11 protein-coding genes, 1 tRNA gene and 1 pseudogene are annotated in these 14,011 nt (G+C 56.6%); 5 read left to right on the top strand and 8 right to left on the bottom strand.

Going from position 1 to position 14,011, the window contains the following annotated elements; genetic code table 11:
* Window positions 1–47 precede the first annotated feature (47 nt).
* Window positions 48–1,571 carry a calcium-binding protein gene (locus V7730_RS14385; RefSeq protein WP_335748293.1) on the bottom strand — a complete coding sequence of 508 codons (1,524 nt, stop codon included), beginning with the start codon at window positions 1,569–1,571 and terminating at the stop codon, window positions 48–50.
* A 528-nt stretch (window positions 1,572–2,099) separates the two neighbouring features.
* A complete protein-coding gene (locus V7730_RS14380) occupies window positions 2,100–3,140 on the bottom strand; it encodes an NADP-dependent oxidoreductase (RefSeq protein ID WP_335748292.1) in 1,041 nt (346 codons plus the stop codon).
* A gap of 137 nt (window positions 3,141–3,277) precedes the next feature.
* Here V7730_RS14380 and V7730_RS14375 point away from each other — a divergent pair, with 137 nt between their 5' ends.
* On the top strand, window positions 3,278–4,063 hold the full coding sequence (locus V7730_RS14375) for an inositol monophosphatase family protein (protein WP_335748291.1): 786 nt from the start codon (window positions 3,278–3,280) through the stop codon (window positions 4,061–4,063).
* Here the strand turns inward: V7730_RS14375 and V7730_RS14370 are convergent.
* The 3 genes from V7730_RS14370 to putA all read right to left on the bottom strand — a co-directional run bounded on the left by V7730_RS14370 (window position 4,060) and on the right by putA (window position 8,721).
* Window positions 4,060–4,437: a GFA family protein gene (locus V7730_RS14370; protein ID WP_335748290.1), complete on the bottom strand. Its 378-nt coding sequence runs from the start codon at window positions 4,435–4,437 to the stop codon at window positions 4,060–4,062. The two genes, V7730_RS14375 and V7730_RS14370, sit on opposite strands and share 4 nt — an antisense overlap.
* Window positions 4,434–5,174 carry a rhomboid family intramembrane serine protease gene (locus V7730_RS14365; RefSeq protein ID WP_335748289.1) on the bottom strand — a complete coding sequence of 247 codons (741 nt, stop codon included), beginning with the start codon at window positions 5,172–5,174 and terminating at the stop codon, window positions 4,434–4,436. Before V7730_RS14365 ends, V7730_RS14370 begins: the two co-directional genes overlap by 4 nt.
* A 133-nt stretch (window positions 5,175–5,307) precedes the next feature.
* Window positions 5,308–8,721, bottom strand: a complete 3,414-nt coding sequence (putA, locus tag V7730_RS14360) for a bifunctional proline dehydrogenase/L-glutamate gamma-semialdehyde dehydrogenase PutA (RefSeq protein ID WP_335748288.1) — start codon at window positions 8,719–8,721, stop codon at window positions 5,308–5,310.
* Window positions 8,722–8,828: 107 nt separating this feature from the next.
* Between putA and V7730_RS14355 the strand changes: the two genes are divergently transcribed.
* From V7730_RS14355 to V7730_RS14345, 3 genes are all read left to right on the top strand, one after another.
* Window positions 8,829–9,305, top strand: coding sequence for an Lrp/AsnC family transcriptional regulator (locus tag V7730_RS14355; protein ID WP_335748287.1), 477 nt, complete (start codon window positions 8,829–8,831; stop codon window positions 9,303–9,305).
* Window positions 9,306–9,336: 31 nt separating this feature from the next.
* On the top strand, window positions 9,337–9,906 hold the full coding sequence (locus V7730_RS14350) for a tetratricopeptide repeat protein (protein ID WP_335748286.1): 570 nt from the start codon (window positions 9,337–9,339) through the stop codon (window positions 9,904–9,906).
* A 74-nt stretch (window positions 9,907–9,980) separates the two neighbouring features.
* Window positions 9,981–10,066, top strand: a tRNA-Leu gene (locus V7730_RS14345).
* Between the two features lie 493 nt (window positions 10,067–10,559).
* Here V7730_RS14345 and V7730_RS22665 read toward each other — a convergent pair.
* From V7730_RS22665 to V7730_RS14335, 3 genes and pseudogenes are all read right to left on the bottom strand, one after another.
* A pseudogene (locus V7730_RS22665) lies at window positions 10,560–11,597 on the bottom strand (recombinase family protein); the annotation flags it as partial.
* 78 nt (window positions 11,598–11,675) lie between these two features.
* Complete coding sequence (locus V7730_RS14340) at window positions 11,676–11,957, bottom strand: hypothetical protein (RefSeq protein ID WP_335748285.1); 282 nt, start codon at window positions 11,955–11,957, stop codon at window positions 11,676–11,678.
* Between the two features lie 397 nt (window positions 11,958–12,354).
* Window positions 12,355–12,522, bottom strand: a complete 168-nt coding sequence (locus tag V7730_RS14335) for a hypothetical protein (protein ID WP_335748284.1) — start codon at window positions 12,520–12,522, stop codon at window positions 12,355–12,357.
* 138 nt (window positions 12,523–12,660) lie between these two features.
* On the opposite strand from V7730_RS14335, the gene V7730_RS14330 reads away from it, so the two are divergent.
* Window positions 12,661–13,587 (top strand): sulfotransferase domain-containing protein, encoded by a 927-nt coding sequence (locus V7730_RS14330; RefSeq protein ID WP_335748283.1) that lies wholly within the window; start codon window positions 12,661–12,663, stop codon window positions 13,585–13,587.
* Window positions 13,588–14,011 lie beyond the last annotated feature (424 nt).

Here is a 14,011-nt window from a genome sequence, read left to right as displayed (position 1 = left end):
CGCCCGGCTGTGCACCCCTCTGGCACCTATACCCGAAGATCAGCCGATCAGAGGAGGAAATCGCTCTCTAGCAGGCTGAACGTTCCTGCCACGTTGATTTGCATATCGGGGGTTCTATTGCCATCGGTATCTACCTGAATAGACAGTCCAAAGGGCCTCTCCACATAGCGCAGTGATGCATCGCCGCCGCCCGAAAATCCGCCTGTGCCGCTGTACTCAAGCTCACCCAGAACAAGCCCGGAAAAGTCAAACTTATCAACACCGCTTTCGAAGTCATTGATAATATCGAGTGGAGCCCCGAATGCGCTGTCGCTTACCTCGTCGAAAACGAAGGTATCCGCGCCTGACCCGCCAAACATGCGATCCTCGTTGGCGCCGCCATCCAGCGTGTCGTCGCCCGCGCCGCCATACATCCTGTCGCTGCCCCCGTCGCCCTCAAGCACATCATCGCCGGTTTCGCCGAACATGACGTCGCTGTCAGCGCCGCCGGAAAGCGCATCATTATCGGCACCGCCAAACAAAACATCATTGCCCGCATCGCCGGCCAAGGTGTCATCGCCGGAATCGGCGCGCAGCGTGTCGTTGTTGGCGCCGCCTTCCATAGAGTCATTGCCGCTTCCGCCGAAGAGGTTGTCGTTGCCGCTTCCGCCAAAGATCAGGTCGTCGCCGGAATCGCCACGCAGGGTGTCGTTATTGTCACCGCCTTCGATGTTATCATCGCCAGAGCCACCCAAAACGATGTCTTCGCCAACGTCGCCCTTCAGGGTGTCATCACCGCCGCCGCCAAACACCCGGTCGTTGTCGGCACCCCCGTTTAAGTCGTCGTCGCCGCTGCCGCCGCGCAGAATGTCATTGCCGGCGCCCCCTAATACTTCACCCGCGACGCTGCCTGCATCAATGCTGGTATAGGCATCCGCGTTGCCGCCAAGTGAGATGGAACCGCTCATCAAACCCTGGTTGAAAATCCGGTCGACGCCATTGTTACCAATATAGGAAAAAGTGCCAGCATTTCCAGTGTTTCCCAGCTCCCCGCCCAAAATCTCGCCTGTGTTTCGCACAATGGAAACGCCGGTGTTACTGGCATTTTGAATGGCGGTCGTTCCGGACGAGATCACGCCACTGTTGATGATTTGAGAAAAACCGTTTGTATTGAGGACGAGGAAAATCGCAGGAAAATCCATCGCGGTCATCACGCCGGCGTTTATGATGTCGTAGTTGACAGGGCTTGTTGCAGAAGACGCCGCTCTTAGATCAAGGGCGGTAATACCACCGGTGATCGTGCCGCTGTTTGAAATTTTGACGGAGCCCGCTACATTTGCGACGATGCCAGAACCATCGGTCAGGATCGTGCCCGTCTCTCCGATAAGCACTAGGAGATCATCTACGGGTTGCGCATTGATGCCGAATCCGAAACCGATAATCGCGCCGTTCAGCAAAAGTGAACTGGAGCCCTGCATGACGAGCGGACCGCTAAAGACCTGAAGCGAACCGGCTGCGCCGATGATTCCGCGTTCACCATCAAGGAGGGTTTGGGAGGAGGTAAAAGTGGAGTTAATGTTAAAATTTGCCATGTGAGATTTTTTCTTTCAGAATTGGGGCCGATACAGACCCGAAAATGATGTAATAGGAAAAGATTGCTTAACCCGTCCCCAGTTACTGCGGGTCTCACCATTCAAGAGGCGTCAATTTTGCAAACAGGTCAAGCCTCTAACGTGCACGCGTCGACATTCTTCTTGGTTTTTCCACGTTTGACTACTATAGATTGAATATATATTATCCAGCGATAAAATATATGGCCTGACACTGGCAAAAAGCTTTTGGAATCAAACGGAAGTATTCGTACCCGAAATCTGGACCAAACCGATCTTGCAAGTTGCAGTTGAGACCGCGCGCACACGGTGCGCGCAGAAAATGGATCAAGGAGATATCGGAGAGGCGCGGGCGCAATGATTGTCGGCGCGCCGGAGGGCCTTGTAATGCAGAAGGGCTGGCGTTTTTTGTTATGCTAGGGCGGTATACTGTGCCGCCATCGTATCTGTGTTAATCGGCAAAATGAAGGAGTGGTCCCGCGCCACGGGGGGCAGCGCGGGGTTTGAGGTTTAGATAACCTTCACGATGGCCTTGCCGGTGTTGCCACCTGTCAGCAGCTTGATGAAAGCTTCGGGCGCGTTCTCAAGACCTTCGGTGATGTCTTCTTGTACTTTGACCGAACCATCGGCGATCATCGGGCCAACAGCCTTGTGGAAGTCGCCCATGCGGTCCCAGTGGTTGGAGATGATAAAGCCGTTCACGCTCAGGAAGTTGACGAGGATCGTGCGCCACAGCTTCGGGGCGGTGAGGGTCTTCTCAATCGCATCAGCACCAAGGCCACCTTCATTGTACCATGCGATCATTCCGCAAATCGGGATGCGGCCGAAGGGGTTCATCAGGGGCATCACTGCCTCAAGAACCTTGCCACCGACGTTTTCAAAGTAGATGTCGATGCCTTTTGGGCAGGCGGCCTTGATCTCTTTGCGCAGGGCGTCGGCGCTATCGAATGCGTAGTGGTCGATGCATTCGTCAAAGCCGAAGTGCTCTTTCGCCAATTTGCATTTCTCTGGGCCACCGGCGATGCCGACGGTCCGCAGACCCATGGATTTTGCGATTTGGCCAACCATTGAGCCAACAGGCCCAGTAGCCGCCGCAACAACCAGTGTTTCGCCCGCTTTTGGTTTGCCCAGTTCGGTCAGGCCGTACCAACCTGTGAGGCCCGGCATGCCAAGCACGCCCAGTGCGTAGGTGATCGGCGCGGCGTTAGGGTCGATCTTGGCCAGACCAGCGGCAGGCGCAACAGAATGCGTGGCCCAGCCGAAGCCACCCATCACGAAATCGCCAACCTCAAAGCCTTTAGCGTTGGAGGCGATGATCTCACCGACAGAGCCACCTTCCATTTTACCATCGACCGGAATGTTGGCAGCGTAGGATTTCGCATCGTCCATCCGTCCGCGCATGTAGGGGTCAAGCGACATGTAATGCACGCGGACCAGTACTTCGCCTTCGCCGGGCGTGGGAATGGCGGCCTCTTCGAGGCGGAAGTTCTCAGGCGTCGGCGCGCCGTTGGGGCGGCTGGCGAGTACAATCTGTTTCATCATTTCGGTCATAGGGTCCTCCATTTGATTCTGTTCACGGTAGTCTCAGTTGATGAAGGCACAAGCGACACGCTGCGTCACGGCCTATTGGCTTTCTGCGTGTCACGTCCTAAGAGGGCGCTGATCCACTCAGAAAAGGCCGCGATGACATGGTAGGCAGTGCAAATCTCAACATTATGATCAAGGCCGCGCGCAGAGCTGGTCGCGCTCTGGTGAAGGACTTCCGCGAAGTCGAGAACCTTCAGGTTTCCATGAAAGGTGCAGGCGACTTTGTGAGTCGTGCCGACATCAACGCCGAGAAGCTGCTTAAAGACGAGCTGCGCAGCGCACGCCCGACCTATGGCTGGATAGCCGAAGAGGGTGGCGCAGAAGAAGGCGAAGACCCCACACGCCGCTGGATCGTTGACCCGCTGGACGGGACCACGAACTTCTTGCATGGCTTGCCCCATTGGGCGGTTTCCATCGCGCTTGAGCATAAAGGTCAGGTTGTCGCTGGTGTGGTCTTTGATGCCGCCAAGGACGAGATGTTCTTTGCCGAAAAAGGCGCCGGTGCATGGCTGAACGAAAGCCGCCTGCGGGTGTCGGGCCGTCACAAGATGATCGAATCGATCTTTGCCACAGGCATCCCTTTCGGGGGCCGTTCCGATCTGCCTACCACTTTGCAGGATCTGGCGCGTCTGGCCCCTGCTTGTGCGGGTATCCGTCGTTGGGGCTCTGCTGCGCTTGATCTTGCTTACGTGGCTGCTGGCCGCTATGACGGCTTCTGGGAACGTCGCCTGAACGCATGGGATCTTGCCGCAGGCGTGATCATTGTGCGTGAGGCCGGTGGTCTGGTTGAGCCGATCAATCCGCAAGGTGACATTCTGGCAAACGGTGAGATCATCGCGTCCAACGAGGCGATCTTTACAGGCTTCTCCAAGATCGTTCGCGGCTAGGTATCGCCTCTGTCGGAGGGATGGTTAACGCCATCCGTCCAACGAACCGGCTCATGCTCCCACGTGTTGACGCCCTCAATACAGCCAAGGTTGATCCCGCATTGTGCGGGGTCTGCGCGGCGCTGGTGGTATAGATAGATGCCACAGGTCTTGCAGAAATAGTGTTTCGCGGTGTGGGTGCCCCAGCTGTACAGCTGTAAGTGATCAGCGCCCTTGGTGACCACGACACTACTGGTGGTCGCTGTAACCGCCGCTGCCTGACGCCTTTTGCAGAATGAACAGGTGCAGCGCGCTGCATCCGACAACCCGAAAGGCAGACTTGCGCGCAGGGCAGTGGCCCCGCAATGGCAGCTTGCCGTGATCTCAAGGCTCATTTACGTTTTACCTTCGGGATCGAGCTTGGCACGGCATACTTTGCCTCGGGGTGGGGCGGCTGGCCATGGGTTGCGCGCCAGAAATCTGGACCGCCACGGCGCAGCCAAAGCGGGAGGGTGAGGATAATGCCAGCAACAAAGCCGCCTGCATGGGCCCAGTAGGCCACGCCGCCAGTGTCTGGCGTCGCACCAATGCCACCAATAAATTGCATGCCAAACCACACCATCAGCATGATCCACGACGGGATCGAGATGATGCGGAAGATAATGATGAAGATCAGAAGAATATCAACTTTTGCCTTCGGGAAAAGCAGCAGATAGCTGCCCATCACACCTGCAATCGCGCCCGATGCGCCCACTGTAGGCACAAGAGAGTTAGGATCAGCCACGACGTGGGCCAGTCCGGACAAGGTACCGGTAGCAAGATAGAAGGCGAGAAACGGCAGATGGCCCATCTCATCCTCAACGTTATCGCCGAAGATCCACAAAAACAGCATATTGCCCGCAATATGCATAAAGCCACCGTGCAAAAACTGTGAGGTGAGCAAGGCGGTGTAGCCATCTGCCTCCATTATGCGGCGCGGGAGCAAGGCCCAGTCATAGTAGAACTGGGCCATGGCGTTCTCATCACCAGAGATGGGCAGCAAGCTGAGGAAAATCCCGATGTTCGCCGCTATCAGCGCGTACGTCACGTAAGGAACGCGGCCAGAGGGGTTATGATCACGGATTGGAAACATCGACGGTTACGTTCTGCCATTCCGGATGGAGCGTCAAGAGGCGCTTGGCCCACAGCACGGAGTTGAGTTCATTGGAAAAATGCAGGGATGGGGGAGGTGCTGCGCGCAGGGAAGACCTGCGCGCAGCATTGGATCAGGATGCGGCGCCAAGCAGGGCCGCGTTGCCACCTGATGCAGTGGTATCTACGCAGACGTGGCGTTCTTGCCGGACGCGGGCTGTATCGGGCAGACCACGCAGCAACGGGATGATCGGACCTGTGCGTTTTGCCAGCGCCTGTTCATATCTGCGGGCCGTGTCGATATCGCCCCACCACAGGACGCCGCCATAGGCGGGACCGCCGGTAAGGTCCTCTGGCGGGATTGCACCTGCGACGGTGACCGCGACGCCGCCCAAAGCCTCGACCGCGCGCTTTTGCGCATCAGCTGTGTCGGCGGTGGGGCCAAGGCACAGGATCGCGGATCGCGGCAGCGTGGACAAACGGTTGCTTTCGCCGGTGGGGCCGGGCAGCGACTGGGTGTCGGTAAAGCCTTCCTTCTGCTCAGGCACAGCAGGCAGGGTGCCCGACTTCTCCCATGCGGGGGATACCTCTGCCAGATCAGGGGCGGAGAAGCGCGGCAAATAGTTCGGGCCACCCGCTTTGGGGCCAGTGCCCGAAAGGCCTTCGCCCCCAAAGGGCTGTGATCCCACAATCGCACCAATCTGGTTGCGGTTGATGTAGATGTTGCCCGCTTCGATCCTCTCGGAGACATGCTGCACCCGGTCGTCAATACGCGTGTGCAGGCCGAAGGTCAGGCCATAACCTGTGCCGTTGATCGCATCAATCACCTTGTCCAACTCGCGGGATTTGAAGGTCGCAATATGCAGCACGGGGCCGAAGATTTCACGCTCCAGATCACCGATGCCTGCCACGCGCAGGATGGTCGGCGCAATGTAGGTGCCGGTGTCAGGGGTTGGCATCTCTGCAATCAGGCGGCCTGCCGCGCGGGCTGCGTCGACATGCGTTGCAATGCCTTGGCGCGCCATCTCGTCGATAACAGGGCCAACATCAGTGCTAAGAAGCCAAGGGTCGCCCATTTTTAACGACTGCATTGCGCCTGTGAGCATTTTCAAGAAAGGCTCGGCAATGTCTTCCTGCACGTAAAGGCAGCGCAGAGCAGAACAGCGCTGGCCTGCGGATTGGAATGCACTCTCGATGATGGATTGCACGGCCTGCTCGGGCAAGGCTGTGCTGTCGACGATCATAGCGTTTAGTCCACCCGTCTCTGCAATCAGCGGGGTGCCAGGGGCGCAGTGATCAGCCATGGCGCTGCGGATGCGCAGGGCGGTGGTGGTGGAGCCAGTGAAGGCCACACTGCCGATGCGCGCGTCCGATGTGACAGCCGCCCCAATGTCGCCGCCACCGGGCAGTAGTTGCAGCGCTGTCATAGGAACGCCTGCTTCATGAAGGACCTGAATTGCCAGATAGGCAATCAGCGGTGTTTGCTCGGCCGGCTTAGCCAGTACAGCGTTACCAGCGGCAAGGGCCGCACTGATCTGGCCAAGGAAAATCGCAAACGGGAAGTTCCATGGAGAGATACAGGTGAACACACCTACCGGAGGCGTGTTGGTCGCTTGGGCTGCGTAATAGCGCAAGAAATCAACGCCTTCGCGCAGTTCTGCCACGCAATCGGGCAGGCTTTTGCCCGCTTCACGCGTGAGCAAGGCAAAGATCTCGCCATAGCGTTCTTCGTAGATGTCAGCGGCGCGCAGCAGAGCCGCACAGCGATCATCCAGTGGTGCGTCCCAACGGGCGGCCGCGTCCAGTGCCTTTGCCACATCCGCGGGTGTCGCATTGCGTACCGTGCCGGGGCTGCTGAGACCCGCAGGGTTCTGCACAGGCTCTGGGGTGCTGCCTTTGGCCCCCCCCGCAACCAGCGGAGCGGCAGTCCACGTGTGATCCGCGAACGGCGCGCGGGCGGCGTCGATGGCGGTCAAGGTAGGGGTGTGGTTGAGGTCAAATCCGCGTGCATTTGCCCGCATCGGGCGGAAAATTTCGGGGCCTGTGGGAATGTAGGGAACGCTGTCTTGCAGCTTTGCAAAGGGGTCGGCTGCGACTTCTTCTGGGGCCACGTCTTCGTCCACGATCTGGTTGACGAAGCTGGAGTTCGCGCCGTTTTCCAGCAAGCGGCGCACGAGATAGGCCAGCAGGTCTTTGTGTGCGCCAACGGGGGCGTAGATACGGCAGTGGCTGCCGTGGTTTTTCAGTACGATTTTGTGCAGCGTCTCGCCCATGCCGTGCAGACGTTGGAATTCGTAGGTCTCTTTGTCCTGCCCCATGTGCAGCACGGCGGCGACCGTGTGGGCGTTGTGGGTGGCGAATTGTGGATAGATGCGGTCGGTCATGCCCAACAGCTTGCGTGCGTTCGAGATATAGCTGACGTCGGTCGCCGCTTTGCGTGTGAACACCGGAAAGCCGTCCACGCCCTCGACCTGCGCGCGCTTGATCTCTGTGTCCCAATAGGCGCCTTTGACCAAACGCACCATGATGCGGCGGTCGTTGATTTGCGCCATTTCATAGAGCGCGTCGATCACGTCAGCGGCGCGGGGGCCATAGGCCTGTACCACTATGCCAAAGCCATCCCAACCGGCCAGTGCAGGCTCAGCCATGACAGCGTCGATCACATTAAGCGAGAGGCTAAGGCGGTCGGCCTCTTCGGCGTCCACGTTCAGGCCCATGCCAGCGGATTTCGCTAGCAGGCACAGCGCGCGCAGGCGTGGCACCAGATCGGTCATCACAGCCGCTTCCTGCGCCACTTCATAGCGGGGGTGTAGGGCCGACAGCTTGACCGAAATGCCGGGGTTTTTGCGGATATCGTCATGAGTACAGCCGCGCGCGATGGAAGAGATCGCATCGGAATAGCTTAGGTGGTAGCGGCGCGCGTCGGCTTCGGTGCGCGCAGCTTCGCCCAGCATGTCATAGGAATATGTAAAGCCTTTGGCCTCCATCCCTGCGGCGCGTTTCATGGCGCCTTTGATGTCTTCGCCCAGCACGAACTGGCGGCCCATTTCCTTCATGGCACGGGCCACAGCGGTACGGATCACCGGCTCCCCCAGACGTTTGATGGCGGCGCGCAGGTGGCGCACGGGGCCGGGCTGTTCATCATCCAGCACACGCCCTGTCAGCATGAGCGCCCAAGTTGACGCGTTCACCATCGTTGAGGTGGAATGCCCCATGTGGCGGCCCCAGTCAGACGGCGCAATCTTATCCTCGATCAGCGCGTCCATCGTATCTGGATCTGGCACACGCAGCAGTGCTTCGGCCAGACACATCAGGGCAACGCCCTCATCTGTGGAAAGACCGTATTCGGCCAGAAAGACCTCCATCATGCCGGGGGCAGTGGCGCCGCGGATATCACGGACGAGGCCTGCAGCCGTGTCGCTGATCGCGGCACGGTCGGCATCGCTCAGCGCGGCTGTCTGGATCAATGTCGCCAGAACGCTATCGGCGTCCCGATATGTGCCGGTATCAATAGATGCGCGCAGAGAAAGAGAGGTATCACGTGCCATTTGGTCGCTCCATGCATGGTTTTGCCTAGCATAGCGCAAGCTGTGCAGGCATATTGACTGAAGATGTCCCATACGCTGGGCGAAATGCTTTATTTAGGGCGAGAAATATGGCGCAAAACACTTTGGAGCTCGACCAGTTCGATCAGGCGATTCTCAGCACACTGGCTGAGGACGGGCGCATAAGCATTACGGACCTCGCAAAGCGGATCGGCTTGTCCAAGTCCCCCACTCAGGCACGGTTGCGCAGGCTTGAGGAAAATCGTGTTATTTTGGGTTACCGCGCGATGCTGAACCCGATCCGTCTGGGCCTGGATCATGTCGCCTTTGTTGAAGTGCGGCTGACCGACACGCGCGAAAGCGCGCTGACTGCGTTCAACAACGCCGTGGCGAAGGTGCCGCAGATCGAACAGGCCCATATGATTGCGGGTAACTTTGATTATCTGCTAAAAGTACGGACCCGCGACATGGCAAGCTACCGTGCGTTTTTGGGCGATACAATTTCGGCGCTGCCGCATGTCGGGTCGACCTCGACCTATGTCGCGATGGAGGCGGTGAAAGAAGTGATGTTGTCAGAAGGGACTTGACGTAGCGTCGTCTTGCGCCACTTTTGTTGGCATGCGTAACCTTCTTGCTCTTACCCTGATCGCCAGTCCTGCTTTTTCGTCCTTTGCTTTTGCGCAGGACTGCCCTGCGCCCGCCGACGTGGGCGTTGAGTTGGAAGGCCTCTTTGGACAGGCGCGGGAAGCTGAGGATTTTAAGCAGGGGCGTTCGGTGTCGGACGCGATGTGGCAGGTCTGGTTGCGTGCTCCCGACGAAGCGGCGCAGGCGGTGTTGGATCGCGGCATGGCTGCGCGCGGCAGCTTTGACTTTGCAGGAGCGCACCGCGAATTCACCCGCCTCATCGACTATTGCCCTGACTATGCCGAGGGCTGGAACCAGCGCGCCTATATCAGTTTTCTGCGCGAGGATTACGAGGCGGCGCTCAGCGATCTGGATCGTGCGCTGACCTTGCAACCGCGCCACGTGGCGGCGCAATCGGGCAGGGGGCTTACGTTGATGAACATGGGCCGCACCGCTGAGGCACGCGCGCAAATGCTACTGGCGGTGGCGAACAATCCATGGCTCTCCGAGGCAGCTTTGTTGGCCAAAGGCGCACCTCTGGGTCCTGTAGGTGAGGATATCTGAAAACAGCGCCGCTTCGCCCATTTACACTGCGGAGCGGCAAGCTATTGTACCGCGCAAGGGGCAACCCTGCACGTGCGGGCGTGATGGAATGGTAGACATACCAGACTTAAAATCTGTTGGGCGTATGCCCGTGTGGGTTCGACTCCCACCGCCCGCACCATTTTTAAATCACTACCCTTCAGATAGTCTAAGGCCTTGAAGGGTAAGGTAGTATTTAGAGTTCGAACACCTTCTTTTCGATCATATTCCACAGGGCTGGCAAAAACCAACCTAAGGACGACCCGCTTCAGTGTGCAATTGGCTTTCTCCCATATTTTATAGGGGCTTGATAGAAAGTGCATGGCGAGTTCGAACATTTCGTCGAAGGAACGCTCCGGGAAGGTCATTCGATCAATTTCTGCTTCCATTTTTGCGGTCTCGGACTGTAGCTCGTTTGCCTTTGCTTCGTATGCAGTAGCGACCGCGTCGCTTTGAGTTTGAACTGCGCGGTTAAGAACGTTTGAACTCTCTTTCTTAAGCTGAGTGACGCGCTGCCTCTGTCTGCTGGTTTCTTGTTTGGCCCATGCCCCCCTGCGATCCCAAGCATCGCGAAAGACAGCCTCGGCCAGGTCTAGCGTTGCTGGTGATGGCTCGATTGACTGTAAAAGCGTTTCGAACTGACGTTCAAGCCGGTCACGAGGAACTGACTTTCCTTTTTGTGAACATGACCGATACTGACAGAGGTAGTAGGGATAGCGCACTCCGGTACCGCTTCGCGACCAACAAGAGGTCAGTTTTCTGCCGCACGTCGCGCATTTGACAAAGCCCCGTAGGGGGAACTCAAAGTCGATGTCTTTCCGTGCGGGAGCGACAGCGGTAGAATTGAGGCGGTCTTGATTTATCAAATAGGTTTCGTAGGTAATGAGCGGTTCATGCACAGCTCTGGTAAATGGAATGTTCCGCTCTGGCCTTTCTAAATGGCCCGCGTACAACAAATTGGTCAGAAACTGCCTCACGCGATCAAATCTGACCTCGGTACCTCTGTAGTCCTTCGGGAACTCGTTCTTGGAATCTAGAAACCGCTTAACTTCGGCTTGGGATTGAAAACGACCGGTTGCAAAACCGTTGAGCGCCTCTGCTAGGATCGAAGCCACAGGCTCTGTGCGTACCAGTACCTTGCCCTCTGATCCGCGTCTGTAATACTCGTAGCCAACAGGGGCCGAAAACGTCCAATAGCCTGTCTGAAGGCGTGCGATGACCCTGTCTCGGGAACGTTCCTTGTTTTTGCCAACCTCCAATTCTCCCAACAACACGCGAAGCTTCAGTTCGAACACCGAATGTGCTTCGTCGGACATCTTGAACTTTGGGCTTTCAAGGCGGGCACCCGCTGCAACGATTTGCTTATGCAAATCGCTATAAACCGAAACGTCGCGCGCAAACCGATCAATATCATCGACCACTACGACAATTTTCTCGGACCGATGCGCCTTGAGGTATCGAACCAACGCTTTCGTGCCAGTACGTTCTCCTTCCGTGCCCGAAACAACGTCGCTAAAGACCTGTGCTACTTCATATCCGTTCGCTTCCGCGTATACGCGGCAACTTTGTTCCTGACTGGATAAACCAGAGCCTTCATTGACCTGTTTGATCGATGACACACGGACGTAGATCGCGCATTTCTGTGATGGGCCTTTTTGAGCTTTTTCTAACATAACTTATTTAATCCTTTAGAAATGAGCAGCGGGCGACGCCCGTTGCTCGGATAAAGTTTTTACTTTTAGAGGGGGAGATTAAGCAGCCTTTGCAAAATGTTGTTCAACGGTTTGCAGGACAACCGCGTCCAGACCATCTGGCACTTGACGGAATTGGGTCGGATGCACGCCATACCCCAAATCGATGAAACCAGAGATGAGAACCCAGAGTGCCCCAAGGAACTCTTGTTGCTCCTTGGGAAGCAACCCAAATTCTTTGAGCCGATCTTCATATTGGGTGAGATTGGGTAGGTGGTTGCGACCATTTTCGTCGTCGTGACGAAATGGGACGACATTGGGAACGTTTGCTGGATTTGACATGTTCGAACTCTCCTTATGTTTTGGCTTCGAATTCTCTCAGTTGAAATTCGAGGAACACCATCAGGTTAGTTCGGAAGTTAAGTGTCTGAAAAGGATATAGTAAATGACATCATCTAAATAAAAAGGCACATCTTATGAATATGAAAATAGCACAACTTGAGGGTTCGAGCTCAATGCACACTGTCTAGGTGGAAACGTGAAAAAAAATAGCACATCTTTAGGTTTGGAAAATAGCACAACTGCCGTTCTAGAACTTGGCGCTGTCATTCTCCGTGACATCCGAAATCAAGATAATCGCTAACCTTTTGAATGCCGATTCTCAATTCGGCCCAAACCAATATCCAGCGACTAACTCGGACGCTGAGGTGCGGTCCGTCGAAGGATATATTTGTGGTGATCAACCGTCAGATACAAGTTCATTCACGGCCCAAAACTGCCGTTCATGTGAAACACGTCTAATGACCACTTCCAGCCCAAAGCGGACATGGCCGAACGACATCTTGGGCGGAGAGCGGCCATTCGCTGCAAGTGCGCGCTGGTCGTGCCCAAATGCAAAAGCTGACATCCAAGTGAGCTTTACACGAGAGTTTTCTGTGCCATACACAAAATAGCTTACCGCTACTCCTTGGGAAACCAGCTACAGGCGCGGCCAATATTTAGATGGTCAGATTTCAGGGCAGAATTTCAACAGGAGACTGATAAGATGACCGATACATCAGAAAACGAAACCCCGCCCGCAGGCCCGCCGTGGATTCAACCCGACATTCAACAGAAAATCGAATGGCGCGATGGCGATGTCGTCGTTTCGGTGCCCCTGAAAAGCGGCACAACATGGACGATGAATATCGTTCACCAGTTGGTAACCGGTGGGACCTCTGATTTTCAAGATATATACGAGGAAGTGCCGTGGATCGAATTCCTGGGCTTCCCTGAGCAGCCCCATCAGGATGTTGTTGACCGTGTGAGCGCGATGCCTGCCAATGTCCGCCGTGCCTTCAAGACGCATTCCCCGCCTCCCGCCGTGCCATTTCAGGCGGCTGGGTCGGGCAAGGACGTGAAGTATGTCGTCGTGTTTCGTAACCCGGAAGAGGCGTTCGTGTCATTCTGGCCATTCGTTAACAAGCATTCGGACGATTGGTTCGGCCTGTGGGGTATGCCACGCGAGGCTATGTGCCGATCGGACTTCCCATCGTTCTATTCCGATGTCATTGACGCGAATGGCATGCAGGGTGCTGTGTTTGGCTTTCTGGCCGCGTGGTGGCCGCTGCGCAATGAACCGAACGTCATGTTCCTCCACTATGCGGACATGAAAAAGGACCACGAAGGATCGGTGCGGAAGATAGCCGACTTCATTGGTGAAGCGCCAAGCGAAGATCAGTGGGCGAACATCCTTGAATACACGTCGTTCCCGTGGATGAAGCAGAACGAGAGAAAGTTTGAAGCGAACACCGCTGGAAAGGTCCCGATCCTCAAGTCTGGCGCGATGATGCGTCAGGGCGAAGTTGGGAAGGCAAAGGCAGACGGCATGACATCCGAAATTTCGCAACACCTACGCGAAGTGGGCAGCCAGATCTGTCCCGACGCTGACGCCGTGAAATGGCTTTATGAAGGCGGAAAACTTCCCGGATAGGTTTCGCTTACTCGCTTTGATGAACTCCAAGGATGCGGATCCGGTCTTGATCGAGAGCTGGGTCTGCATCATCCAGGACAGCACGGCCAACGCACCGGTTCTTCAAGGTCTCCATGACAAATCAGGAGCGGCGAATGGCCGCTTCGACGTGGCACACCTCAGCAATGGAAAGTCGTGTTCGATGGCGGCTCAGGGCCGTGAGCCACAATAGATTATTGGTATGGTAGCAGTGTTACCGCAGGGCAGAGAACAGCAGGCCCGGGCCTGCGCCCTACGCGGCATCCGCCTTGTTCGTCCTGCTGTCCGTGGCCCCAGCCCAGCACGCGCGCCTCCACAGAAGGTATCAATTGACTGCCCGCTATTTGCGCACTGCGCCCGCAAATCAAATTGGGAAATTGAAGAAAGCGGACGCTCGGGACTGTGA

Origin of the sequence: Sulfitobacter sp. (genome assembly GCF_036961165.1) — a bacterium.
Classification (GTDB): Bacteria; Pseudomonadota; Alphaproteobacteria; order Rhodobacterales; family Rhodobacteraceae; genus Sulfitobacter.
This window is presented reverse-complemented; position numbering and strand designations above follow the sequence as displayed.